The 24,666-nt window shown below is 68.2% G+C and carries 17 protein-coding genes and 1 riboswitch; of the genes, 8 read left to right on the top strand and 9 right to left on the bottom strand.

The annotated features are described in order from the left end of the window. Positions 1 to 3: 3 nt before the first annotated feature. The 5 genes from ABDW31_RS06105 (at position 4) to ABDW31_RS06085 (ending at position 4,629) form a co-directional block, all read left to right on the top strand. Positions 4 to 279 (top strand): hypothetical protein, encoded by a 276-nt coding sequence (locus ABDW31_RS06105; protein ID WP_184715518.1) that lies wholly within the window; start codon positions 4 to 6, stop codon positions 277 to 279. Between the two features lie 94 nt (positions 280 to 373). Continuing rightward, positions 374 to 895 (top strand): hypothetical protein, encoded by a 522-nt coding sequence (locus tag ABDW31_RS06100; protein WP_184715516.1) that lies wholly within the window; start codon positions 374 to 376, stop codon positions 893 to 895. 198 nt (positions 896 to 1,093) lie between these two features. Continuing rightward, complete coding sequence (locus ABDW31_RS06095; protein ID WP_184715514.1) at positions 1,094 to 1,435, top strand: endonuclease domain-containing protein; 342 nt, start codon at positions 1,094 to 1,096, stop codon at positions 1,433 to 1,435. 725 nt (positions 1,436 to 2,160) lie between these two features. After that, a riboswitch (ZMP/ZTP riboswitch) is annotated at positions 2,161 to 2,241 on the top strand. Between the two features lie 26 nt (positions 2,242 to 2,267). Further along, positions 2,268 to 3,857, top strand: a complete 1,590-nt coding sequence (gene purH / locus ABDW31_RS06090) for a bifunctional phosphoribosylaminoimidazolecarboxamide formyltransferase/IMP cyclohydrolase (RefSeq protein WP_184715512.1) — start codon at positions 2,268 to 2,270, stop codon at positions 3,855 to 3,857. 13 nt (positions 3,858 to 3,870) lie between these two features. Then, entirely contained in the window at positions 3,871 to 4,629 is a 759-nt protein-coding gene (locus tag ABDW31_RS06085) for a prolyl oligopeptidase family serine peptidase (RefSeq protein ID WP_184723547.1), read from the top strand. Here ABDW31_RS06085 and ABDW31_RS06080 read toward each other — a convergent pair. From ABDW31_RS06080 to ABDW31_RS06065, 4 genes are all read right to left on the bottom strand, one after another. Beyond that, the gene (locus ABDW31_RS06080; RefSeq protein ID WP_184715510.1) at positions 4,590 to 5,774 is read right to left on the bottom strand and encodes a DUF418 domain-containing protein; all 1,185 of its coding nucleotides are present in this window, start codon (positions 5,772 to 5,774) and stop codon (positions 4,590 to 4,592) included. The two genes, ABDW31_RS06085 and ABDW31_RS06080, sit on opposite strands and share 40 nt — an antisense overlap. 39 nt (positions 5,775 to 5,813) lie before the next feature. Then, positions 5,814 to 7,130 carry an MFS transporter gene (locus tag ABDW31_RS06075; protein WP_184715507.1) on the bottom strand — a complete coding sequence of 439 codons (1,317 nt, stop codon included), beginning with the start codon at positions 7,128 to 7,130 and terminating at the stop codon, positions 5,814 to 5,816. 60 nt (positions 7,131 to 7,190) lie between these two features. Beyond that, entirely contained in the window at positions 7,191 to 12,032 is a 4,842-nt protein-coding gene (locus tag ABDW31_RS06070; protein ID WP_184715505.1) for an NAD-glutamate dehydrogenase, read from the bottom strand. A gap of 280 nt (positions 12,033 to 12,312) precedes the next feature. Beyond that, the gene (locus ABDW31_RS06065) at positions 12,313 to 13,443 is read right to left on the bottom strand and encodes an AI-2E family transporter (RefSeq protein WP_184715503.1); all 1,131 of its coding nucleotides are present in this window, start codon (positions 13,441 to 13,443) and stop codon (positions 12,313 to 12,315) included. A 102-nt stretch (positions 13,444 to 13,545) separates the two neighbouring features. Here ABDW31_RS06065 and ABDW31_RS06060 point away from each other — a divergent pair, with 102 nt between their 5' ends. Then, complete coding sequence (locus ABDW31_RS06060; protein ID WP_184715501.1) at positions 13,546 to 15,078, top strand: helicase HerA-like C-terminal domain-containing protein; 1,533 nt, start codon at positions 13,546 to 13,548, stop codon at positions 15,076 to 15,078. Here ABDW31_RS06060 and ABDW31_RS06055 read toward each other — a convergent pair. Continuing rightward, positions 15,059 to 17,431, bottom strand: a complete 2,373-nt coding sequence (locus ABDW31_RS06055; RefSeq protein ID WP_343698428.1) for an ATP-binding protein — start codon at positions 17,429 to 17,431, stop codon at positions 15,059 to 15,061. The genes ABDW31_RS06060 and ABDW31_RS06055 overlap by 20 nt on opposite strands. A 71-nt stretch (positions 17,432 to 17,502) precedes the next feature. Further along, complete coding sequence (locus ABDW31_RS06050) at positions 17,503 to 19,920, bottom strand: EAL domain-containing protein (protein WP_184715498.1); 2,418 nt, start codon at positions 19,918 to 19,920, stop codon at positions 17,503 to 17,505. A gap of 348 nt (positions 19,921 to 20,268) precedes the next feature. On the opposite strand from ABDW31_RS06050, the gene ABDW31_RS06045 reads away from it, so the two are divergent. Together ABDW31_RS06045 and ABDW31_RS06040 are read left to right on the top strand one after the other, a co-directional pair. Beyond that, positions 20,269 to 21,576 (top strand): UDP-glucose/GDP-mannose dehydrogenase family protein, encoded by a 1,308-nt coding sequence (locus tag ABDW31_RS06045; protein ID WP_184715496.1) that lies wholly within the window; start codon positions 20,269 to 20,271, stop codon positions 21,574 to 21,576. A 3-nt stretch (positions 21,577 to 21,579) separates the two neighbouring features. Further along, positions 21,580 to 22,551, top strand: coding sequence for an NAD-dependent epimerase/dehydratase family protein (locus ABDW31_RS06040; RefSeq protein ID WP_184715494.1), 972 nt, complete (start codon positions 21,580 to 21,582; stop codon positions 22,549 to 22,551). On the opposite strand, the gene ABDW31_RS06035 is transcribed toward ABDW31_RS06040, so the two are convergent. The 3 genes from ABDW31_RS06035 to ABDW31_RS06025 form a co-directional block, all read right to left on the bottom strand. Beyond that, positions 22,539 to 23,432 (bottom strand): DMT family transporter, encoded by an 894-nt coding sequence (locus tag ABDW31_RS06035; protein ID WP_184715492.1) that lies wholly within the window; start codon positions 23,430 to 23,432, stop codon positions 22,539 to 22,541. The two genes, ABDW31_RS06040 and ABDW31_RS06035, sit on opposite strands and share 13 nt — an antisense overlap. Next, entirely contained in the window at positions 23,429 to 24,319 is an 891-nt protein-coding gene (locus ABDW31_RS06030; RefSeq protein WP_184715490.1) for a glucose 1-dehydrogenase, read from the bottom strand. The genes ABDW31_RS06035 and ABDW31_RS06030 overlap by 4 nt, the downstream gene beginning before the upstream one ends. A gap of 122 nt (positions 24,320 to 24,441) precedes the next feature. After that, the gene (locus ABDW31_RS06025; protein WP_184715488.1) at positions 24,442 to 24,633 is read right to left on the bottom strand and encodes a hypothetical protein; all 192 of its coding nucleotides are present in this window, start codon (positions 24,631 to 24,633) and stop codon (positions 24,442 to 24,444) included. Positions 24,634 to 24,666: the final 33 nt, after the last annotated feature.

Below are 24,666 nucleotides of genomic sequence, written 5' to 3'. Positions count from 1 at the left end.
CCCATGGGTTTCAAACACCGCCTCCCGCAGGACCCTGGCCGCACGCACCAGGCGCCGGAGTACACCGAAGACGAGATCTCGGAAGTCGTCGAGGCCCTGGCCGCCAACGCCCCGGACCTGCTGGACGTCCTGCGCCGCGACCCGGCCACGACGCCGATGTCCGACTACGACGACGCCTACGACCGCATGCTGACCTATCTGTTCGAGCGCGGGTACATCCACACGCACATCGAGATGGCGATGCTGTTCAAGGCGGTGCGGGAGCGGGTGGGGGGTTAGATCGCTACCGGCGCCCGTTGGACGGACGTTAGGCCCTCTTGAATTCGAGCAACAGGTGGGGGGAATGGTCTCTAGAAAATCGACTGCCACTTCCATGTTCGAGCAACTCGATCGATGGGTAATTTGGTTCGATTTTGTCAGCAGTGAGATGATGTCTTCAGCGGATGGCAAATCGAGCGAGGATATTGCCAAAGCCATTCTGGAACGTGATGGGATTGCTGCAAACGACGCCGCAGCCCTTAAAGAGCGAACACGGCAAGTTTCTCAATATCTTGGAAACTTATCCCGCTGGGGCTTGGTCTCTGGAAAGATCGTTTCCCTAAAGAAGGAGAATTCCTTCTTTAGCTTCCCGGTTCAACTTGCGTCCCTGCTGCCCAGCGGCGAAAAATTAGCTAGATTGCCCAACTGGCGAAAACGCGCCTTCTTCGCAAGAAAAATCATTATAAACCACAAAGCATTTAAAGCAATTCAACCATCTATAGCGGTCGCCGGATCAATAGTTACCGTTCTAAAGATGATATTTTTATGGAATGATCATCACGTGATAATAGCGGCTAGCATTGGCGCATTTCTCACATTTTTCATTAAAATACTACGCTCTACCCATGCTTCCTAGGGCAGACAACGAACTACATTCAATTCGATAACTGGCCGTGTGAAGATCATGAGGTGCAGAGTCGAACCAATCCCTCTCCCATAGGGAGAGGGCGGGGCCCGCCGCGGAGCGGTGGGAGGGTGAGGGGTTTCACCGTTGGCCGGAAAATCCTCATTCCTTTCGTTGAAGGCAGATGGGCCATCGGCCCATGCTCGCGCCATGGACACGATCGCCAACGCTCGTCGCCTTCGGCAGGACCAGACCTTGGCGGAGAAGGCGCTGTGGGGCCTTGTCCGCAACCGGCGTCTGGGCGGTTTCAAGTTCAAGCGACAGGTCCCGGTCGGCCGCTATTTCGCGGACTTCGCTTGCGAGGCGGCGAAGGTGATCGTGGAGCTGGACGGCGCCTCCCACGATGGGCGGGAGGACTACGACGCACGGCGGACTGAGGTGTTGGGGCTGTTCGGGTATGTGGTGCTGCGGTTTCCCAACGAGCGGGTGCTGGGTGATCCGGGCGGGGTGACGGAGGAGATCCTGGCCGCGCTTCGGTCGGCGGGGGTGTAACCCCTCACCCTCCCACGCTTCGCGTGGGCCCCGCCCTCTCCCTATGGGAGAGGGAGTTCAGAGCGTTGAATGCTCGGCGTTCGCTGTTTCGAACCTCACGAAATCAAGCGCTTGTCGATTTTTCGCCGCTCTGAATGATCCGCGTTCAGCCCGGCCGCATACTAACTCCACCTGACAGCACGAAAGGGACGTCCGGCCGGCGATCGTGACGGCTGTCAGGGGTGGTCGAGCGGGAAGCGCTCGTCGGTGCGGGGGAAACGCCGCAACCGCATCCCTCTGGCAGCGGCCGGCTCTGGAACACAAAAACGGCGTGGGATGTCGGGCTGATGAGGGCGACAGGCGGAAGCTGAAATCGCTTTCGCGTTCCGGGACCGGGGTCGTCGCCCCGGCCCGCCCGTCGGGGGCCTCCTTCGGAAGCGGGTTAAGACCCCGCGCGTCGAGGGCTCACCGGATAACGGCTGCGCGGAGCGTCTGGCTTCGTCGAAACGGTACTCTACTCAAACACACCGGGCGCGGCCCGGGCGCTCCGCTTCCCTTTCGTGACTTCAGCGGCTGGCCGCGTGAAGCCGATGTCACTTGCCCCCACCTGACCGCTACGCGGTCGTCCGCCCCCAGAGGGGGCAGACGACGATCCGTCTTCCCCCTCTGGGGGAGGAGCGCGAAGCGCGGAGGGGGCAAGCGTCCCCGCCGCACATTGACTCCCCCGCCCGCCCCCGTATTTTCCGGCCCGTTCGGGTGACTGGCGTTGAAGGTGGGAAACCACCGGGGAGCCCGCGACGCATAAGCCGCGCGCCTGGGCTCCCTTTTCCGATCACGAAACCTGGAGTCCGCCGTGCCCGCCGCCCCCGACTATCCGTCCGCCCCCGATCTCGTCGCCCCCAAGCGCGCCCTGCTGTCGGTCTCCGACAAGACCGGCCTCGTGGAAGCCGCCCAGGTGCTGCACGCCGCCGGCGTCGAGCTGGTCTCGACCGGCGGCACCAAGGCCGCGATCGCCGCGGCCGGGATCCCGGTCAAGGACGTCTCGGACCTGACGGGCTTCCCCGAGATGATGGACGGCCGCGTCAAGACCCTGCACCCGGTGGTGCACGGCGGGCTGCTCGGCGTCCGCGACGCGGCCGAGCACGCCAAGGCCATGGCCGACCACGGCATCGGCGGCATCGATATCCTGTACGTGAACCTCTATCCGTTCGAGGCGACCGTCGCGAAGGGCGGCAGCTACGCCGAATGCGTCGAGAACATCGACATCGGCGGTCCGGCCATGATCCGCTCGGCGGCCAAGAACCACGGCTATGTCGCCGTCTGCACCGATCCGTCGGACCTCTCCGACGTGCTGGAGGCCTTGAAGGCCGGCGGGACGACCCTGGCTCTGCGCCAGACCCTGGCGGCCCGCGCCTATGCCCGCACGGCGGCCTATGACGCGGCGATCTCGGCCTGGTTCGCCCAGGCTCTTGAGCAGGACTTCCCGGCCCGCAAGGCGATCGCCGGCGAGCTGCGCCAGACCATGCGCTATGGCGAGAACCCGCACCAGAAGGCGGCCTTCTACACCTTCCCGAACCCGCGCCCGGGCGTGGCCACGGCCAAGCAGCTGCAGGGCAAGGAGCTCAGCTACAACAACATCAACGACACCGACGCGGCCTTCGAGCTGATCGCCGAGTTCGACCCGGCGCAAGGCCCGGCCGTGGCGATCATCAAGCACGCCAATCCGTGCGGCGTGGCGGTCGGCGCTTCGCAGCGCGAAGCCTATGAGCGGGCCCTGGCCTGCGACCCGACCTCGGCCTTCGGCGGCATCGTGGCCGTCAACTCGCGCCTGACCCGCGAGGCGGCCGAAGCCATGGTCGAGATCTTCACCGAGGTGGTCATCGCCCCCGAGGCCGACGACGACGCCATCGCCGTCTTCGCCGCCAAGAAGAACCTGCGCCTGCTGGTGACCGGCGGCCTGCCGGACGCGCTGTCGACCGGCGACACCTTCAAGAGCGTGGCCGGCGGCTTCCTGGTGCAGTCGCGCGACGACGCGCGGATCAAGGCCGAGGACCTGAAGATCGTCACCCAGCGCCAGCCGACCGACGAGGAGGTGCGCGACATGCTGTTCGCCTTCACCGTCGGCAAGCACGTCAAGTCCAACGCCATCGTCTACGCCCGCGCCGGCCAGACCCTGGGCGTCGGGGCCGGCCAGATGAACCGCAAGGACAGCGCCCGGATCGCGGCGCTGCGCGCGGCCGATTTCGGCCTGGACCTGAAGGGCTGCGCCTGCGCCTCGGAAGCCTTCTTCCCGTTCGCCGACGGCCTGATCCAGGCGGCGGAAGCGGGCGCGACGGCGATCATCCAGCCGGGCGGCTCGATGCGCGATCCGGAAGTGATCGAGGCGGCCGACAAGCTGGGCCTGACCATGGCCTTCACTGGCGTGCGGGTGTTCCGTCACTAAGTATGAAACCATGATGGACAGCGCCGCCTGGGGCGAGAAGGTCGCCCAGCACTCGAAGGTCTTCCGACCGGATGGTCCGGGCCCGTTCCCGGTGGCGCTGATCCTGCACGGCTGCGGCGGCAAGACGCCGTTTCTCGAAGACTACGCCCGGGTCGCCGTGGCGGCGGGCTGGGCGGCCGTAGTGGTCGACAGCCTGGCGCCGCGCGGCCTGACCCCGCTGGACGCCAAGCTGACCATCTGCACCGGCATGCGGCTGCGCGGAAGCAAGCGGGCCGCCGACGTCTTCGCCATGCAAGCGTGGCTGCAGGCCCAGGACTGGGCCGACGCGTCGCAGTTGTTCCTGGCCGGCTGGAGCCATGGCGGCTGGACGATCATGGACGCCTTCGCCCTGGGTGAGCGGGCGGGCGCGATCACGGGCCTGGCCGACGCTTCGCAGGCCGCGCTGCGGGGCGCAGTCAAGGGCGCGCTGCTGGTCTATCCCTTCGCCGGCTATCCCGCGCTGACGACCCGACATGGCTGGGGCGAGGGGCCGCCTCCGGTGTGGTCTGTGCTGGCCGGCCGCGACCAGGTCGTGGGCTGGAAGGCGCCGAAGCTGGCCTTGGACAGGTTGGCCAAGGATGGCCTGTCGGTGGATCAGCGCTTCCTGCCCGACGCCACTCACGCCTTCGACGACGAGAAGGCCAATGATCCCAGGGCCCGCTACCGACCCGACCTCGTGCTGGAGATGAAGACCTATCTGACCGGGGCGCTGGGGGCCTGCGGGCCGCGATAGAGCCGCCGCCAGACCCACTCCAGCGGCCCCATCGAGAACCGCGACATCCAGGCGTGCGACCACAGGATCTGCAGGACCCAGATCGCCGCCGTGATCGCCGCCAGCCCCGGCCGGTCGACCTGGCCGAACAGCGACAGGCCCCGGCCGCCGTAGAAGATCGTGACCATGATCAGCGACTGGGCGATGTAATTCGTGAACGCCATCTGCCCCACCGGCGCCAGAAGCCGGGGGATCGCCTTCCAGATCCCGCTGGACCGGGCGGCGAAGACCATCAGGCTGACATAGGCCAGGGTCGCCAGCGGCGCGGTCGCACTCTGGACGCCCATGAACACGCTGACCGCCAGCTTCGACAGCTGCGAGGCGAAGACCCAGGCGATCAGGCCGCCCAGCAGGACCAGCGAGGCCAGGCCCCAGGCCAGCAGCCGGCGATAGGTCCGGGCCGAGGCCTCGCCGGTCAGCACGCCGGTCTTGAAGCAGCCCAGGCCGATCATCATCAGGGCGCTGGTCATCAGCACGATCACCGGTTCGGCGGCCAGGCGCTGCAGACGCTCTTCGGCGTTGGCGACCAGAGAGCGCCAGGCGTCGCCGCTGAACGCCGCGGCAGTCTGGGCGTTCTCGGCGGCGATCCTGGCGGACCGCTCTGCGTTGGACGCGGCCGGCTCCAAGGTCGACAGCACCGGCCCAACGATGAACATCAGCGACAGGACCGACCAGATGGCGATCCCAGTCTTCAGCAGGCGATGGGCGCTCCACGACCGGGCCCGCATCATGAAGAGGCCGGCAATGGCGTAGCTCAGCAGGATGTCGCCGTACCACAGCAGAAAGCCGTGCAGGACGCCGAACACGATCATCCAGACCAGCCGCCGGGTCAGCATGCCGCCACGCTCCGGGTCGCCCCGCTCGCCGCCGACCAGGAACAGCGAGACGCCGAACAGCATCGAGAACAGGGTGACGAACTTGCGCTGGAACAGCCACTGGGTCACGGCCCAGACGCTCAGGGTCTCGGGACCCGTCCCGTGCGGCCGCCGCAGCACCGACTCCGACAGCGCCGGGATGACGGCAAAGTCCGGCGCGTTACACAGCAGGATGCCCAGCACCCCCAGACCGCGCAGCGCATCCAGCAGGACAATCCGATCCTTGGCCATGAAACTCTCCCCCGGCGGAGGAGCCTGCCGCCTTTTGCGTCAGCCGACAACCGGAGCGCGGCTGGGCGCTCTGGCCAGGACGACTGCACCCAGCGCCATAAAGGCCGCCGAGACCACCACGGCGATGCGCTGGTCGCCGGCCAGGCGGGTGCCGATGGCGATGACCAGCGGGGCCAGGAAGGCGGTGGCCTTTCCGGACAGAGCGTAGAGGCCAAACCAGCGGCCAGTCTCGCCCGGCGGGGCCAGCTCGGCCATCCAGGCCCGCAGGGACGACTGGGCCGGGCCGAAGGTCAGGCCCACGAACAGGCTGAAGAACAGGAACATCCGCTCGGGCGTGCTGGCGAACAGGGCTCCGGCCTGGGCCGGCTCGACCGTGATCAGGAAGAAGATCGTGTCGCGACCGACCAGGCCGACGCCGGTCGCGCCGAACAGGATCACGCCGGTGGCCAGCAGCACGGTCTTCTTGGAGCCGACCTTCTGGTCGACCCGGCCGCCGATATAGGTCCCGATCCCGGCGGCGACCGACAGGGCGATTGCGTAGAGCCCCAGCTGCGTCGTCGTCCAGCCGAACAGCCCGGCGGCCAGCACGCCGCCGAAGGCGATGAAGCTGGAAATGCCGTCGCCCAGCAGCATCCGGCCGATCAGGAAGGTCAGCATGTGCGGCTTGGACCGCAGGCTGCGGATCGTCTCCCACAGCTCCTTCAGGGGCTTCTCGCCGCTGCCGGCCGCGGGCTTGGGCGCGGTCAGCATCAGCGGCCAGGCGAAGGCCAGGAACCAGACGGCGACCAGCGGCCCGACGATGCGGTCCGGCTCATGCAGCGCCTTCGACAGCCCCAGCATCGGAACCTCGGGCAGCGAGAAGCAGAAGAGCACGATGAACAGGGTGATCAGCGCGCCGACATAGGCCAGGGCCCAAGCGGTGCCGGACAGCCGGCCCAGCTGGCCGGGCTTGGCGACCGCCGGCAGCAGGGCGTTCATCACCGTCACGCCCAGTTCGGCCACGACGCCGGCGACGACCAGACAGGCCAGGATCAGCGGGATACGGCTGGTCTCGCCGGGCGCGGCCAGCCACAGGCCGGCGCTGGCGATGACGAAGGGAATGGCCAGGCCGATCAGCCAGGCGCGCGGCCGGCGATGGGCGTCGATGCTGGCCCCGACCAGCGGCGACAGCACCGCGATCAAGAGGCCCGAGATCACCCCGGCGAAGCCCAGCAGGCTCTGGCCCCGGACCGGGTCGCCGACGAAACCGGCGGCGAAATAGGGCGTGAAGATAAAGGTTGCGATCAGCGCCCAGTAAGGCTGCTGCGCCCACTCATAGAGCGTCCACGCCACGCGTCGACGATCGCCCTGGTCCATTCTAAAGCTCCCTCTCCACCTCCACTCCCTAGGGGAGCGGAGGCGAAGGAGCCAGCCTTCTTAGCCGGCGTTCGAGAGCTCGCGCAGGGCGGCGTTGGCGATGGTCAGCTTGGCGAAGGTCCAGCCGCCGCCGGCCTGCTCGATGTCCTCGATCGTGCGCTTGGCGGTCTTGGGACGATCGCCGCGCAGGGCGGCCCACGAGTTGATCGCCGCCTTGGCCGAAGCCTCGTCCTCGCCGGCCTGCGACGTGGCGGCGAACTTCAGCACCGACTGGGTGATCGCGGTCTGCTCGCTGAGCATGTCCTCGATCAGGCGACGCACCGCCAGACGCTCGAAGGCGTCGCCGCCCACGAACGAACCGGCCGCGCCGCGCAGGCGGTCGAAACCGAAGGCCGCGCCGACCTGATGGTACAGGCGAGCCACGTTCTCGACGTTCCAGCTGGAGGCGTTGCCCAGATCGACCAGGTCGGCGGCCGTGGTCGACGGCTGCAGGGCCGCGACGGCCTGGGCCAGGGCTTCCGGCGCGCCTTCGGCGACATACGCCTTGGTCCGCTTGGCCACCGTCTTCTGCTCGAACGGCGACAGGATCGCCGGGGTCAGGGCCTTAAGCGCCTGGACCGAGGGACCATAGGTCTCGACCAGCTGCTGGACGGTCGACTTGTCGCGATGGGCGCGGCGGGCCAGCCAGAAGCTGAGGCTGCGCAGGGCATAGGCCAGGGCCTTGTACAGCGCCGTCTGACCGGCGGCCGAGGCCTTGTTGTCCAGGCCGTTGACCTGGTCCCACAGCCCGTCGACGCCTAGGATCTCGCGGGCGGCGGCGAAGCCGACAACCACCGCGCCGATATCGGTGCCGGCGGCGGCCTTCAGACGGCTCGGGAAGGTCGGGCCACACATGTTGACCATTTGGTTGCCGACCACCGTGGCGATGATCTCGCGCTTCAGCCGGTGCTTCTGCATGGCGTCGGCGTATCGATCTAGCGCCTTGGGGAAGTAGCCGCGCAGGGTGGCCTCGAACCACGGATCGTCCGGCGCCTGGCTGGCGACAATTTCGTCGAAGAGATCCAGCTTGCCATAGGCCAGCAGCACCGCCAGTTCCGGACGGGTCAGACCCTTGTTCGACGCTTTGCGCTCCAGCAGCGCGGTATTGGTCGGCAAGCCCTCGACGCGGCGGTCCAGGCGACCGCGCTGCTCCAGATCGACCATGTAGCGGATCTGGGCGTCGACCTCCGACGGCGCGTCGCTCTCCAGCAGGGTCAGGGCCAGGGTCTGGTCGAAATTGTGCTCCAGCACGTGGTGGGCCACGTCGGCGGTCATCGAGGCCAGCAGGGTGTTGCGGCTTTCGCGGGTCAGCTCGCCGCCGCGCTCCAGGATCCCGGTCAGGATTTTGATGTTGACCTCGTGGTCGGAGCTGTCGACGCCGGCCGAATTGTCGATGGCGTCGGTGTTGATGTGGCCGCCGGCCCCTCCTGCGCCCATTTGCGCGAACTCGATTCGGCCCGCTTGGGTGAGACCCAGGTTGGCGCCCTCGCCCACGACCTTGACCCGCAGGTCCGAGCCGTTGATGCGGATGGCGTCATTGGCCTTGTCGCCAGCGTCGGCGTTGGTCTCGCCCTTGGCCTTCACATAGGTGCCGATGCCGCCGAGATACAGCAGTTCGGCCTTCGACTTGAGGATCGCGGTCATCAGGTCGGCGGGCGAGACGGACTCAGCCTTGATCTCGAACAGCTCGCGCACTTCCTTCGACAGCGGGATGCTCTTCAGGCTGCGGGCGAAGACGCCGCCGCCGGCCGAGATCTTCGACTTGTCATAGTCCTCCCACGACGAGCGCGGCAGCTTGAACATCCGGTCGCGCTCTTCCCACGACACGGCCACGTCCGGGTTGGGGTCGAGGAAGATGTGACGGTGATCGAAAGCGGCCAGCAGCTTGGTCTGCTTGGACAGCAGCATGCCGTTGCCGAACACGTCGCCCGACATGTCGCCCACGCCGACGACGGTGAACGACTGGGTCTGGATGTCCTTGCCCAGCTCGCGGAAGTGGCGCTTGACCGCTTCCCACGCGCCGCGGGCGGTGATGCCCATGACCTTGTGGTCGTAGCCGACCGAACCGCCCGACGCGAAGGCGTCGCCCAGCCAGAAGCCGTACGACTCCGCCACGCCGTTGGCGATGTCGGAGAAGGTCGCCGTGCCCTTGTCGGCGGCCACGACCAGGTACGGATCCTGGTCGTCATGCGCCACAACGGACGGCGGCGGCACGACCTGGTTGTCGGCGTCGATGTTGTCGGTCAGGTCCAGCAAGCCCGACAGGAAGGTCTTGTAGGCGCGGATCGCCTCGGCCTGGATCGCGTCGCGATCGCCGCCGCGCGGCAGGCATTTCGGATAGAAGCCGCCCTTGCTGCCGACCGGTACGATCACGGCGTTCTTGACCTGCTGGGCCTTCACCAGGCCCAGGACCTCGGTGCGGAAGTCGTCACGGCGGTCAGACCAGCGCAGGCCGCCGCGGGCGACGGGACCAAAGCGCAGGTGCACGCCCTCGACATACGGCGCCGAGACATAGATCTCGCGATAGGGCTTGGGCGCAGGCAGGTCTTCCAGCTCGCGGGATGCGATCTTGAAGCTGATATAGGCCTTGGGCCCGCCGTCGGCGTCCGGCTGGTAGAAGTTGGTGCGCTGGATCGCGCCGATCAGAGCGGCCAGGCGGCGCAGCACGCGGTCGGCGTCCAGGCTCTCGACGGCCTGCAGGGCCTCGACGATCTTGGCCTGGACGGCCTCGGCCTGCTCCTTGCGGGTCTTCAGATCAGCGCGGACCGCCGGATCGAACTTGGTCTGGAACAGATCCAGGATCAGGCGGGCGACGCCGGGGTGATCCGACAACGCCTGCTCCTGCACGCCCTGGCTGGGATCCAGGCCCGACTGCTGGCGATAGCGGGCCAGCGCGCGGATCAGCGAGGCCTCGCGCCAGCCGATGCCCAGCTCCATCACCAGGCGGTTGAAGCCGTCGCTCTCGGCGCGGCCGGTCCAGATGGCGACGAACGCCGCCTCGAAGGCCTGCTTGATGTCGGCGAACACCAGGTGCTCGCCGCGTTCATCGCGCAGGACGAACTCGTGCACCCAGACCTTCTGGCCCTTGGGCGAAACCTTGAAGCCTTCCTCGATCAGCGCCTTCAGGCCCATGTGCTCCAGGATTGGCAGCACGTCGGCCAGCGGCGCGGCGGCGCCCGGACGATAGAGCTTGAAGCGCATGGTTACCGCGTCGTCCTCGGCGCGGCGGAAGGCGCGGACGCGGACGGCTTCGCCCTGCGCCAAGTCGTCGATGACCTGGATGTCGGCCAGGGCCTCGTCGGCGTCATACTGGTCGCGATAGCCGGGCGGGAAGGCGCCGGCATAGCGGGTCAGCAGTTGGGCGACGCGGCCGGCTTGGCCCTCGCGGATCACCGCCTCGAAGCGGTCGTCCCAGGTGCGGGCCGTCTCGGCGATGGCGGCCTCGACGGCGGCCAGGTCGGGCTCGCCGTGCTCGCCCGGCTGGACGCCCAGGATGTAGTGGACCCGCGCCAGCGGCGCATCCGAGAAGCTGGGATAATAGGCCGACACCCGGCCGTTGAAGGCCTCAGCCAGGATGTCGCCGGCCCGGGCGCGGACGCCGGAGTCATAGCGGTCGCGCGGCACGAACAGCTGCACCGAGATGAAGCGGTCGAACGGGTCGCGGCGGGCGAACAGCTTGACGCGCGGACGGTCGAACAGGTGCAGCACGCCCAGGGCCATGGCCAGCAGCTGGTCGACGTCGGTCTGGAACAGCTCGTCGCGCGGCCAGGTCTCGAGGATGTTACGCAGACGCTTGCCGTTGTGGCTGTCGGGATCCTTGCCGGCGCGGGCCAGCACCTGGGCCACCTTGTGGCGGATCAGCGGGACGTCGCGCGCCTGGGTCTCATAGGCCTCGGCGGTGAACAGGCCCACGAAGCGGACCTCGCCGGCCGCCTTGCCGTCGGCGCCGTAGCGGCGAACGCCGATATAGTCGGTGTAGCCGCGACGATGGACACGCGAGCGCAGGTTGGACTTGGCCACCACGATCGGGTCGCCGATGTCGATCTGGGTGCGGATGTGGGCCGACAGGATGGCCGGCTCGCTGCTCCGGCGCAGCACGGTCCGGGCCTGGTCACGCAGCACGCCCAGGCTGCCCTCGGGCTGGTACAGCGGCTCCTCAGCCGCGTAGCCGCCGTCTGCGGTGCGAGGATATTCATAGACCCGCGCGCCCAGGAACACGAAGTGGTCGCCTTCCAGCCAGTTCAGGAACGCGACGTCCTCGGCCTTCTCCGCTTCGGAGACCGGGACGGCGGCGGTCTTCAGCTCCTCGATCGTGCGGCGCATCAGGGCGCGCATGGCATCGAAGTCCTGGACGGCCAGGCCGACATCGCCCAGCACTTCGCGGACGCCTTCCAGCAGGGCCTGTTCACGGTCCTCGCCGACCGGGGCCAGCCAGATCTGGATCATCGAGCGGCGCGTGCCGCCGCAGTCCGATACGGGGTGGAACATGGCGCGGACCGAGAAGCCGTTCTCGGTCACTTCGCCCATGATGCTGTCGACCAGGAACGGACGGTCGGGCTGGACGATCTCCAGCAGGTCCGAAGGGGTCTCGCCACCGTCGGCGCGGCGGATGCGGAGGGCCGGCTCGGACAGGTCCTTGGCCTGCTCGCCGAAGCGCCAGAAGTCGGCCAGGGCGCGAGCGACGTCGGCGACGTCCAGGCCCGGCAGCTCCTCGGCGGACCAGTCATCCTGGGCCTGGGCGGCGAAGTCGCGCGCGGCGGGGGAGAGGGCTTCGACCGGCGACCCGAGCGCTTGAGCAAAGGCGATGACCAGAGGGCCAATCGGAGCTTCAGACGACTCGGGGCCGGTTTTTCCGCCGAACATAGGATTTCCTCGCGAATTTTGGTCGCAACCTAGCCCTTTCGAGCGTGCGTTCAACCGACTAGGTGGGAAATCTCATGTATTTCTGCCAGCCATTTTTACAGGTCGGATACGGAAGCGCCGCCGGCTGGGGGGGGCCGGCGGCGCAGGCCCGCGAGGGGGATGCGGGCGTTTCAAGCACGATCGCGGCGGCTAAGCCTGCCGGGATCGGCGGGGGTCCGGGTGGGGGATAACCGGACAGACCATACATAGGCGCCAGGGCCCCGGGTTTAAGGGCTGCGCCTCACTTCTTTTGTGACGAAGTTTTTGCGCCGGCGATTTTCGGATTTGAGGTTTTCTTCGGCTTGGCCGCCAGCAGCCGCTCGCCCTGCGGATCACCGTCTTCCGACAGCAGGATGGCGATCCAGCGCGAGCCGTCGAACTGCGCCAGGATCAGCATGGCCGCCACGGTCAGCGGCGTGGACAGGAACATGCCTGTCACGCCCCACAGCGCACCCCAGGCGGCCAGGGACAGCAGCACCACAGTCGGGTCCATGTTCAGGCTGTCGCCCTGCATCCGGGGCAGGATGACATTGCCGACCACAAAGAAGATCGCCTGCAGGGCGCAGAACAGGATTACCGCCGGCCACAGGCTGTCAGGGAACTGCACGAGGGCGAACAGCGGCGGCATGAAACAGCCGATCGCTCCGCCCAGGATCGGGATGTAGGCGGCCAGGAAGATCAGGAAGGCCCAGAAGAAGGCGTTGTCCAGGCCAACCAGCATCATCACCACCCAGGCCGCGCCGGCGATCATCACGCCCGTCACCGTCTGCAGCCACAGATACTGCTCGACGCCATCGCGGATGCGCTGGAACAGCTTCATGTTCTGCTCGCGCTCGGCGTGCTGCGGATAAAGGGCGACGATCTTGCGGGCGAAGCCCCGGCGCGAGGCGATGATGAAGCCCAGATAGATCATCACCAGCAGGGCGTTGGAGGCGAAGTTGCCGAATGAGCTGGCGACCTGGCCGATATAGCGCTGCGGGTTCAGCTGGTTGATCAGGCTGTCGATGGTCGGCGCCACCTGGATGCCAACGGCGTGGGCGACCTTGGCGATGATCCCGTTCAGCCTCGGGATATAGTCCATCAGCTGGTCGAAGAACCCCTTGCCGTTGGCGATCACCACCCAGAACGAGGCCCCGAACAGCAGGATCGACAGCACCACCGCCGCCGGCAGGGCGACGCGGGGCGGGAACAGGGTTGGAGCTCGCGCCGTCAGCACCCGGGCGAAGCTGTCGATCATCACGGCCAGAAACACCGCCAGAGCCAGCGGGATCAGGATGCTGCGCATCCAGTACAGCGCCGCAACGGCTGCAACGACGGCCAGGAACACCACGGCGTTACGCGTCGTGACGGGAGGCGAAGCAGGCGCGGGCATTTGTAAAAAATCTCCTGGAAGGCGGCGGACATTGCCTACGCCGATTGGCGCAGCGCAAGGCGCCAGCTACGCTCCAACGAGCAATACTGGAGTTTGTGCCCCATGCCCCTGTCGATTGGCGAAAACGAGATCCTGGTTGGCCTCGGCGAAGGCCCGGTGACCCAGCGCCTGGACCGCTCGAACCGGCACGGCGTCGTGGCCGGCGCGACCGGCACCGGCAAGACCGTGACCCTTCAGGTGATGGCCCAGGCCTTCTCCGACGCTGGCGTTCCGGTGTTCGCGGCCGACGTGAAGGGCGACCTCTCGGGCGTGGCCATGCCGGGGACGCCGAACGAGAAGATGATGGCTCGCGCCGCCTCGATGGACCTGGCCCTGTCGCCCTCGGCCCCGCCGGTGATGTTCTGGGACCTGTTCGGGCAGAAGGGTCACCCGATCCGCACGACCATCTCCGAGATGGGACCGCTCTTGCTGTCGCGCCTCTTGGAACTGAACGACGTGCAGGAAGGCGTGATGAACATCGTCTTCCACGTCGCCGACCAGGACGGCCTGCTGCTGCTGGACTTGAAGGACCTGCAAGCCTGCCTGAAATATGTCGCCGACCACGCCGACGAGATCGGCACCCAGTACGGCAACGTCTCGGCCGCCACGGTCGGCGCCATCCAGCGCAAGCTGCTGACCCTGCAGACCCAAGGCGCCGAGCACTTCTTCGGCGAGCCGGCCCTGGACCTAACCGACCTGATGCGCACCGACGTCGCCGGGCGCGGCTACGTCAACCTGCTGGCCGCCGACCGGCTGATCCAGTCGCCCAAGCTGTATTCGACCTTCCTGCTGTGGCTACTGTCGGAGCTGTTCGAGGTGCTGCCCGAGGTGGGCGATCCGGAGAAGCCCAAGCTCGTCTTCTTCTTCGACGAGGCGCACCTGCTGTTCAACGATGCGCCCAAGCCCCTCCTCGAGAAGATCGAGCAGGTCGTGCGCCTGATCCGCTCCAAGGGTGTCGGCGTCTATTTCGTCACCCAGAACCCGGCCGACATTCCCGACGCGGTGCTGGGCCAGCTGGGCGCCCGGGTGCAACACGCGCTGCGCGCCTACACCCCCGCCGACCAGAAGGGCCTGAAGGCCGCCGCCCAGTCGTTCCGGGTCAATCCGGCCTTCGACACCGCCGAGACCATCCAGGCCCTGGGCGTCGGCGAGGCCCTGGTCTCGACCCTGGACGAGAAGGGCGCGCCGCGCGTGGTGCAGAAGACCCTGATCCGCCCGCCGGCCTCGCGCCTTGGCCCGCTGACCCCGCCCGAACGCGCCGCCCTCCAGGCCCAGAGCCCGGTCGCCGGGGTCTATGACGCCGTCCAGGATCGCGAGTCCGCCTACGAGATCCTGCAGGGCCGCGCCCAGCAGGCCCAACGCCAGGCCGACGCCGATCGCGCCCAGGCCGAAGAGGACAAGCGTGAGGCCGCAGAGGCCAAGGTCCGTCAGCGCGAGGAAGCCCGCGAGGCGCGTCAGGCGCCCCGTCCCCGCGCCTCCAACCGCCAGAGCGTCACCGAGGCCTTCGCCGTCACCCTGGTCCGCACCGTGGCCTCGACGGCCGGGCGCGAGCTGATGCGCGGCCTGCTGGGCGGGCTCACGCGCCGGCGGCGCTGACCTTTCGGCGACGGGCGCGCTTGGGCGGGGTGCGCCCCTCCAGCAGGGCCGCGGCGATGCTGGCCAGCTGATCGACCTGGAACGGCTTGCGCAGCACGGGCCAGGGCAGGTCGGCCGGCGCACGATCTACGTGGTCGCCTGCATAGCCGGTGGTCAGCAGCACGGCCAGGTCCGGCCGATCCGTCGAGGCCGCCCGCGCCAATTCCACGCCCGACACGCCGCCGGGCATAATGATGTCGGTCATCAGCAGGTCGAAGACCTGACCGCTCTTCAGGGCCTCCAGCGCCGCCGCGCCATTGTCGGCCGTGGTCACCTCGCCGCCCAGGTCGCGCAGCTGGCCGCCGGCGATCTCGCGCACGGCCGGATCGTCCTCGACCAGCAGGATGCGGGCGCCGTCCAGACGGACCGCCAGCGGCGCCACGATCGCCCCGGCCGGCGCGGCGCGCTCGTCTGTGGCCGGCAGGTACAGGGCCACGGTCGTGCCCTCGCCCTCGACGCTTTCGATCTTCACCCCGCCGCCGCACTGGCGCAGGAAGCCGTAGACCTGAGCTAGGCCCAGCCCCGTGCCCTTGCCGACCTCCTTGGTCGTGAAGAACGGCTCGAAGACATGGGCCAGGACGTCGGGGGCCATGCCCGCGCCGGTGTCGCTGACCGCCACCCGCACATAGTCGCCGGCGTCGGTATCGGGGACATCGCCGGCCTTCAAGGTCGCGGGCTCCACGGCGATGCGGATCCGGCCGCCCGGGCTGGTGGCGTCGGCCGCATTGACCACCAGGTTCAGCAGGGCGGCTTCGAACTGGGCGGCGTCGGCGCGCACGTTTCGCGCTGCGTCCCCGCGCAGGACCTCCAGGGCTACCGCCTCGCCGACGGCGCGCCGCAGCAGCGGCTCGGCCTGGCCCAGCATGGCGACGACGTCGACCACCTCCAGCTTCAGTTCCTGATTACGCGAGAAAGCCAGCAGTTGCCGGGTCAGGCGCTCGCCGCGCCGGCCCGCCGCCAGCGCCGCCTCGCCCAGCCGCGTGACGCGGGCCGTGTCACCCGGCCGCCGCAGGATCATGTCCAGCCCGCCAACGATCACGGTCAGCAGGTTGTTGAAGTCGTGCGCCACGCCGCCGGTCAGCCGACCAACCGTCTCCAGCCGCTGGGCCTGGGCCAAAGCCGCCTGGGCCGTCGCGGTCTCGGCCATGCTGGCCTCCAGGGCGGCGGTGCGCTCGACCACCCGGTCCTCCAGGTCGCGCCGGGCCTCGACCGTCTCGGTGAAGTCGAAGCTGCTGCCGATGTGGCCGACATAGGTCCCGGCGGCGTCGAAGCGCGGCGCGCCGACGCTGTTGATCCAGCGCCAGGTCCCGTCGGCGCGGCGCAGGCGGAAGGCGACATGGAACGTCTCGCGCCGGCGGGCGGCGGCCTCGGCGATCTCCAGGGCGGCCGCGCGGTCGTCGGAATGCATGCCGTCGAACCAGTCGCCGGCCAGCTCCTGCTCCAGGGTGCGCCCCCGGAAGTCGAGCCAGGCCTGATTGAACCAGTCCGGCGCGCCGTCGGTGCGCGACGCCCAGATCAGCACCGGGGCTGAATTGGCCACGCCCCGGAACAGCTCCTCGCTGCTGCGCAAGGCCGCCGCGGCCTTCCGCTCCTGGGTCACGTCCCGGAAAGTGACGGCGATGTCGCAGCCCAGCCGCACGCCGCTGGAGCGCACCCAGCGCTCGTCGCCGTCGATGACCCGCCGCACGTCGATGTCGTCAGGCCCGCCGGCGTCCAGCAGGCGCTTGAAGCGCTCGATCATGTCGCGACCGGTCTCGTCGGGGAAGACGTCCGTCACCCGTCGCCCCAGCAGGGTCGAGACGCCGGCGGGCCGCATCGAGTCGGCCATCGGATTGGCGTAGGTCCAGCGGAAGTCGACCACCCGCCCGGCGTCGCGGATCGGCTCCAGGATCACGAAGGCGTCCAGCGACACCTCCTGGGCCGAGCGGAACCGCTCCTCGGCGGCCAGGCCCGAACGGACGGCCAGACGCAGGGCCTCGACCAGCACGACGATCAGGCCGCCGCACAGCAGGAACATGGACAGCTGAACGGTCTCGCGGAAATGCGGCGTCCAGGAATCGTCCGGCGCCAGCCAGAACCGCCAGGCGACCACGGCGCTGAGGGCCAGGGCCAGAGTCCCCGGCCCCAGGCCGCCGACCATGGCCGCGACCATCACAGCCACGAAGAACGGGGGGAAGTTGACGGTGACGCCGGTCAGGGCGACCGCGACCATGCGGGCGGCGATGGCCAGCAGCACGAACAGCAGCGCCAGGGCGTAGCGAAGCTCCCGCCGATCGGCCGCCGTCACGAACCTAATGGCCGTCCGTCCCAGCACCTTGGAAACCCCGCCTGCCGCCCGCTTAGGCTTCGCCTAACGTTCCAGGCAGACGGAGGTTCCGATCAGGGTCAGGCCGAGCGGCGAGCCGGGTCGGCGGAGGGAACGATGGCCTCGACCGCCTGAGCGCTGGCCACGGTCCAGGCGCCGATGGCGTCGACCGGGGCCGGGCGGCCGATGGCGTAGCCTTGCAGCTCGGTGCAGTTCTCGCCGCGCAGGAACAGGATCTGCTCCTCGGTCTCGACACCCTCGGCCACGACGGGGATCTCCAGGCTGCGACCCAGGCCCAGAACGGCGCGCACGATGACAGTGGCGCGGTCGTGGCGATGGATGTTCTCGACGAAGCTCTTGTCGATCTTGATCTTGTCGAACGGGAACGACTGCAGGGTCGACAGCGACGAGAAGCCGGTGCCGAAGTCGTCCATGGCGATCCGCACACCCAGCGCCTTCAGGCGGCGCAGGTTGTCCAGGGCGCGCTGGTAGTCCTTGAACAGGGCGCTCTCGGTGATCTCCAGCTCGAGGCGCGACGGCGACAGGCCCGAGGTGATCAGCACCTCGTGCACCAGGGTCGGCAGGGCCGGATTGTGCAGCTGGATCGGCGAGAGGTTGACCGCGATGCGCAGCGGCTTTTCCCAGGACGCGGCGTCGGCGCAGGCGCGGCGCAGGACCCAATCGCCCAGCGGACCGATCAGGCCGTTTTCCTCGGCGACGGGAATGAACTCCAGCGGCGAGATCATGCCGCGGGTCGGGTGGTTCCAGCGGACCAGGGCCTCGAAGCCGCAGACCTCGCCGTCGGCCGCGCGGGCCAGCGGCTGATAGTGGACCACCAGCTCCTCGTCGGCGATGCCCTGGCGCAGGTCGCGGGCCAGGTTGCGGCGCTCGCGGATGCTGTCGTCCATCTCGCGCTTGAAGAAGCGATAGACGCCGCGGCCGCTTTCCTTGGCGCGGTACAGGGCCATGTCGGCGTTGGCCATCAGAGCCTCGGCGGTGCGGCCGTCGTCGGGATAGAGGCTGACGCCCAGGCTGGCGCCCATGGCCAGCTCCTGGCTGTCGTACATCACCGGCGCGGCCAGCAGGTCGATCAGGCGACCCGACAGCTCGGCGGCCGCCGTCGGCTGGTCGCCACCGGCGATCTGGACCACGATGAATTCGTCACCGCCCAGACGCGCGGCGAAGGACGGGGCCTGGACGACCGACTGCAGGCGGCGGGCCGTCTCGACCAGAAGCGAGTCGCCGGCCACGTGGCCGTGCTGATCGTTGGCTTCCTTGAAGTGATCCAGGTCGATGCAGATGACCGACAGGCTCTCGCCCGAGGCCTCGACGCGCTCGACGGCGGCGGCCAGGCGGGCCTGCAGCGAATTGCGGTTGGGCAGGCCGGTCAGACCGTCATGTTCGGCCAGGTAGCGGATCTTCTCCTCGGCCGCGCGACGCTCGCGCAGGTCGCGGACGGCCAGGACCGTCAGGCCCGTGGTCTCGATGCGCGCGCCGTCGTCCATCAGGCGCGAGAACACCTCGACCGGGATCTGGCGATCGCCATTGACCGGCGCCAGCTTGCCCTCGCGGCGCACGCCGTCGCGGGCGGCGGCGTCATCGTCGAAGGTCAGAATGGCGCCCAGCAGCGGGCGGCCCACCAGTTCCGACAGCGGCGCGCCGGCCAGTTCGCAGAAGGCGGCGTTGGCGTCGTTGATCTTGCCCGACTGGACCACGACCAGGCCTTCATAGGCGGCGTTGGCCAGGCGGCGGATGCGCTCGAGGGCCGAGCGCGAGGTCTGGGATTCGATGGCGACGGCGCCCAGGCCGCCCAGGATGATCATGCCGGTGATCGAGCCGACGGCCAGGGTCAGGATGCCGCCCGACAGCAGCTGATCGGGGACGACGATCGTGGCGTCCGGCACGATGGTGATGGCCGACATACCCACGAAGTGCAGCGAGACGATGCCCAGGCACAGCACGCCGCCGCCGATCATCTGGCGCTTGATGGTGCGGGCCGTGCCCGCCAGGACCAGGGCCGCGGCCGCGCCGCCGATGCCCAGGATGGCCGACATGCCGACCGTGGCGTGCTCCCAGACCAGCTGGCCCTGGGTCACGAAGGCCGACATGCCCATATAATGCATGGCCGCCACGCCCAGACCCAGCAGAACGCCGCCGGTCAGGTCGTTGGTGGTCGAGCGCTGGGCCGAGGCGACCGCGAAGCCGGCGGCCATGAACACCACCGCGATCATCAACGACAGCAGCGTGCCGCTGGGGCTGTAGCCGGTCTTGAGGCCCGGGGTGAACGCGACCATGGCGATGAAGTGGGTGGCCCAGACGCTGGACCCGGCCACCAGGCCGGTCAGCAGCAGCCAGGCGCCGCGCACGTGGCCGCGGGCCCCGCGCATCCGTGAATATAGGCGGAACGTCGTGAAACAGCCGGCGATGCAGACCACCGCCGCGACGACCACCAGACGCAGGTCATGCTCGGTCGTCAGGCAGTTCAGGAACTTCAGCACGCACGTCCCCCGAGAGTTACTTCCGGAGAGAGCTACGCCAGGAGTTACAAATAAACCGTTGCGACAGTCGGGGCGCGACAAATGGCCGTAGCGCTCATTCCTCGCGCAATTTCCTGCCTTAACTTGACGGTCCTCAATAAAACGGCGGCCCGGCGCAATCCCAGTTTCGCTACGTAAGGTCTTGAAGTCGACGCAACAGTTTTACCGGGAAACTGGCGTTCCTGGTCATGAGAATGTCACGGTGCGCGCAGTTTTGATGGGGCCGCTTGCCTCGGCGCGGCGATTGCTGGATTAGGCGGGAGCGCCGCTTGCCGCGGCGTCCTTGTGGATGCGGACCAGGATGCTTCGATGCGCGTAGCGATGATTGGCACGGGTTATGTGGGCCTGGTGTCGGGGGCGTGTTTCGCCGACTTCGGTCACGTGGTGACCTGCATCGACAAGGATCCCAGCAAAATCGAGCGGCTAGAGCGCGGCGAGATCCCGATCTTCGAGCCAGGCCTTGATGACCTGGTCGCCCGCAACATGCGTGAAGGCCGACTGTTCTTCACCCTGGAAGGTGCCCAGGCCATCCAGGACGCCGACGCGGTGTTCATCGCCGTGGGTACGCCGACCCGTCGCGGCGACGGTCATGCCGACCTCAGCTACGTCTATGCCGCCGCCGAAGAGATCGCCGGCCTGATCGATGGCTTCACCGTCGTGGTCACCAAGTCGACCGTGCCCGTCGGCACCGGCGACGAGGTCGAGGCCATCATCCGCAAGACCAATCCGAACGCCCAGTTCGCTGTGGTGTCGAACCCCGAGTTCCTGCGCGAAGGCGCGGCGATCGAGGACTTCAAGCGCCCCGACCGCGTCGTGGTCGGCACCGACGACGAACGCGCCCAGGCGGTGATGCGCGACCTCTATCGCCCGCTCTCCCTGAACGAGACGCCGCTGGTCTTCACCGGCCGTCGCACCAGCGAGCTGATAAAGTACGCCGCCAACGCGTTCCTGGCGATGAAGATCACCTTCATCAACGAGATGGCCGATCTCTGCGAAGTGGTCGGCGCGGACGTTCAGCAGGTCGCCAAGGGCATCGGCCTGGACAAGCGCATCGGCGGCAAGTTCCTGAACGCGGGCCCCGGCTACGGCGGTTCGTGCTTCCCGAAGGACACCATCGCGCTCGTAAAGACCGCCCAGGACTACGGCGCGCCGACCCGGCTGATCGAGACCACGGTCGAGGTCAACGACGCCCGCAAGAAGGCCATGGCCGGCAAGGTGGCCAAGGCCATCGGCGCGGAAGACCTCACCGGCAAAACGATCGGCGTGCTGGGCCTGACCTTCAAGCCCAACACCGACGACATGCGCGACGCCCCCAGCCTGGACATCGTCCCGGCCCTGCAGGCCCTGGGCGCCAAGGTCCAGGCCTTCGATCCCGAAGGCGCCAAGGAAGCCGCCCACCTACTGGAGGACGTCGACTTCAAGTCCGGCGCCTATGAAGCTGCCGAGGGGGGCGATGCGTTGGTCATCCTGACCGAGTGGGACCAATTCCGGGCCCTCGACCTGGACCGCCTGAAGCTCCTGATGAACACGCCCGTCGTCGTCGATCTGCGCAACGTCTACAAGCCGGCCGAGATGGTCCGCCACGGCTTCACCTACGCCTCGATCGGTCGGGGCTGAGGCATGGCGACTCCGATCATCGTCACGGGCGCCGCGGGCTTCATCGGCATGCATGTGGCCGAACGCCTGCTGAATCGCGGCGAGACGGTGATCGGGGTCGACGTCTTCAACGCCTATTACGATCCGGCCCTGAAGGACGCCCGGGCCGCCCGGCTGGCTGGCCGGGAGGGCTTCACGATGGTCCGCCTGGACATCGCCGAGCACCAAGCCTTCGCCGACCTGGTCAAGACTTCCAGCGCCAAGCGGGTCGTGCATCTGGCCGCCCAGGCCGGGGTCCGCTACTCGATCGAGAACCCCTTCGCCTATGAGCGCAGCAACCTGGCCGGCCACCTGGCGGTGCTGGAAGCCTGCCGCCACGCCGGCGTCGAGCACCTTGTCTATGCCAGCTCATCCAGCGTCTATGGCGACCGGCCGCTGAACGGCGACGGCTTCCGCGAGACCGATCCGGCCAATGATCCGGTGTCGCTGTACGCGGCCACCAAGCGTTCGTGCGAGATGCTGAGCCAGAGCTACGCCAGGCTGTATGGCTTCCCGCAGTCGGGCCTGCGGTTCTTCACCGTCTATGGCCCCTGGGGCCGACCGGACATGGCCTATTTCAGCTTCACCGAGAAAATGCTGAAGGGCGAGCCGATCGACGTCTATGGCGAGGGCGAGATGGCCCGTGACTTCACCTTCATCGACGACATCGTCGACGGCATCCTGGGTGTCCTGGAGCATCCGCCGGGTGAGGGCGGCCACGAGGTCTACAACATCGGCGACAACGATCCCGTCGGGCTGATGGAGATGATCTCGACGCTGGAAGCCGCGCTGGGCGTCGAGGCCCAGAAGGTCATGCTGCCGATGCAGCCGGGCGACGTGCCGGCCACCTTCGCCAATATCGACAAGATCCACGCCCTGTGCGGCTACAAGCCCAAGGTCAAGCTGGCGGAGGGCCTGGCCCGTTTCGTCGCGTGGCGGCGCGCCTACGCCGGCTGAGCCGCCTGGCGCTTCGACAGCTGGTGCTCGCGCCAGGAGATGAACAGGGTCGAGGCCACGACGATCGCCGCGCCCGCCAGGGTCGCCGGCTTTGGGATCTCGTGGAACAGCAGGAAGCCGGCCCCGACCGCGAAGACCAGCCGCGTGTAGTCGATCGGCGCCATGACCGCCGCCTCGCCGGCCTGCATGCCCCTGATATAGGCCCCTTGCGTGAAGGTGCCGATCACCCCCATGGCCGCCAGCAGGCCCAGGTCCGGCCAGGTCGGCCAGCGCCAGACGAACAGGGCGGGCGGAATGGCGAACACCAGGCCCAGCACGGCGGCGTAGACCAGCAGCACGAACGGGCTGTGGTCGCGGGTCATTACCTTCATGCCGGTGATGGTCAAAGCAAACAGCAGCGACGAGGCCAGGGCCGCGGCCTGGGGCCAGCCCAGCCAGGCCTGAACCCCGCCCGCGCCTGGCCGCAGCATGATCAGCACGCCCAGGAAGCCGACCAGGGCCGCGCCGATCCTTAAAGGGCCGATCGGCTCGCGCAGCACGAAGGCCGCCAGCGGCACCAGCCACAGCGTCCGGGTGAACGACAGGGCGTTGGCGTCGGCCAGGGGCAGTTTCTGATAGGCGTAGAAGCCCAGGATCAGCGCCAGCACCCCGGCGCTGGAGCGGAAGACCAGTATCCCCGGCCGCGTGGTGCGGAACGCTCCGCGCCAGTCGCAGGCGATCAGCGGCAGGAGCACGATCACCCCCGCCAGCTGGCGATAGAAGGTCTGCAGGGCGGCCGGATAGTCGTCGCCCAGGAACTTGATCAGGGTGGTCATCGCCGTGAAGCCGACCGCCGAGGCCAGCATCCACACGGCGCCACGCAGGTTTGGGGTGAGGGTCAACCCGCCCCGCCGGCGGCGATCAGCTGGGCGCGCATCGCCTCGGCCTGCTCGGGCGAGATGCCCATGGCGGCCAGGATCGGCGAAGGCGTGTTCTTGTCCCAGGCGCTGCGCGGACCGACCGTGATGCCGCCGTCGACGACGATGTGCGTGCCGGTCACGAACACCGAGTCGTCGCTGGCCAGATAGAGGGCGGCGGCGGCGATGTCCTCGGGCAGGCCCGACTTGGGAACCGGCTGGATCTTGGGGCCGATCTGGGCGACCTGGGCGGCCATCTGATCGGCAACCTCGCGCGGCAGCCCCATCGAGGCCCCGAAGATCGAGGTGGCGATCAGGCCCGGGCAGATGGCGTTGACCCGGATCTTCAGCGGCGACAGCTCGGCCGCCGCACAGCGGCTCATGTGGATCACCGCCGCCTTGGCCGCCGAATAGGCCAGCGGCCCGAAGCCCGCCTGCAGGCCGGCGATCGAGGCGGTGTTGATGATCGAGCCGCCGCCACGCTTCAGCATCAGGGGCGTGGCGTGCTTCATGCCCATGGCCGGGCCGCGCACCAGAAGGGCGAAGGTCTTGTCCCAGCCCTCGGCGGTCAGTTCCGCGACCCCTGCGGGCGTGCCGCCATGGCCGGCGTTGTTGAACAGGATGTCCAGGCCGCCGAACGCGCTCTCAGCCAGCGCCATCGTGGCGGCCAGATCGTCGTCGGCGGTGACGTCGCAGCGCTGGAAGCGGACCTTGTCGGGGAAACGCTGCTCCAGCATCCGCCCCTTTTCGTCCTGCAGGTCGGCGGCGACGACGCTGGCGCCCTGCGCGACGAACAGTTCGACCGCGCCCAGGCCGATGCCCGAGCAGCCTCCGGTGACGACGGCGACCTTGCCGTCCAGACGTCCGACCATGGAAATTCCTCCGCGTCCCCAGCCTCTCAGTGGGCAGGGTGATCAATGATCATATTCGCGGAGCAAACAGGTGTTGGCTAGGGGCTATTCCCCAGCCGACCCAGGCAAATGCCACAGGGAAATCAGGCCGGGCGGCGAACCAGCGGCTGCAGCAGGCGGCCCAGGTGAGTCACACCCAGCCACAGCATGCACGGCACAAGCAGCACGGCCCAGGCCAGGGCCAGTCCCACCAGGCCCAGTCCCGCGACGGCGCGGTGCGTAAAGCCGGAGCGCTCATTGGCCTCCAGCGTCATGACACGAACATCCAGGCCCATTATCCCCCAAGCCCCTCTTTGGAGATCACGAAC

Source organism: Caulobacter sp., assembly GCF_039596335.1.
Classification (GTDB): Bacteria; Pseudomonadota; Alphaproteobacteria; order Caulobacterales; family Caulobacteraceae; genus Caulobacter.
The sequence above is the reverse complement of the archived record's forward strand: the minus strand, read 5'-3'. Positions and strand labels throughout refer to the sequence as shown.

What these genes read in the sequence shown, in the direction of transcription:
- ABDW31_RS06105 (WP_184715518.1), top strand. Translation starts at nt 4, where the DNA reads ATGGGTTTCAAACACCGCCTCCCGCAGGACCCTGGCCGCACGCACCAG.
- ABDW31_RS06100 (WP_184715516.1), top strand. Translation starts at nt 374, where the DNA reads ATGTTCGAGCAACTCGATCGATGGGTAATTTGGTTCGATTTTGTCAGC.
- ABDW31_RS06095 (WP_184715514.1), top strand. Translation starts at nt 1,094, where the DNA reads ATGGACACGATCGCCAACGCTCGTCGCCTTCGGCAGGACCAGACCTTG.
- ABDW31_RS06085 (WP_184723547.1), top strand. Translation starts at nt 3,871, where the DNA reads ATGGACAGCGCCGCCTGGGGCGAGAAGGTCGCCCAGCACTCGAAGGTC.
- ABDW31_RS06080 (WP_184715510.1), bottom strand. Translation starts at nt 5,774, where the DNA reads ATGGCCAAGGATCGGATTGTCCTGCTGGATGCGCTGCGCGGTCTGGGG.
- ABDW31_RS06075 (WP_184715507.1), bottom strand. Translation starts at nt 7,130, where the DNA reads ATGGACCAGGGCGATCGTCGACGCGTGGCGTGGACGCTCTATGAGTGG.
- ABDW31_RS06070 (WP_184715505.1), bottom strand. Translation starts at nt 12,032, where the DNA reads ATGTTCGGCGGAAAAACCGGCCCCGAGTCGTCTGAAGCTCCGATTGGC.
- ABDW31_RS06065 (WP_184715503.1), bottom strand. Translation starts at nt 13,443, where the DNA reads ATGCCCGCGCCTGCTTCGCCTCCCGTCACGACGCGTAACGCCGTGGTG.
- ABDW31_RS06060 (WP_184715501.1), top strand. Translation starts at nt 13,546, where the DNA reads ATGCCCCTGTCGATTGGCGAAAACGAGATCCTGGTTGGCCTCGGCGAA.
- ABDW31_RS06045 (WP_184715496.1), top strand. Translation starts at nt 20,269, where the DNA reads ATGCGCGTAGCGATGATTGGCACGGGTTATGTGGGCCTGGTGTCGGGG.
- ABDW31_RS06040 (WP_184715494.1), top strand. Translation starts at nt 21,580, where the DNA reads ATGGCGACTCCGATCATCGTCACGGGCGCCGCGGGCTTCATCGGCATG.
- ABDW31_RS06030 (WP_184715490.1), bottom strand. Translation starts at nt 24,319, where the DNA reads ATGGTCGGACGTCTGGACGGCAAGGTCGCCGTCGTCACCGGAGGCTGC.
- ABDW31_RS06025 (WP_184715488.1), bottom strand. Translation starts at nt 24,633, where the DNA reads ATGGGCCTGGATGTTCGTGTCATGACGCTGGAGGCCAATGAGCGCTCC.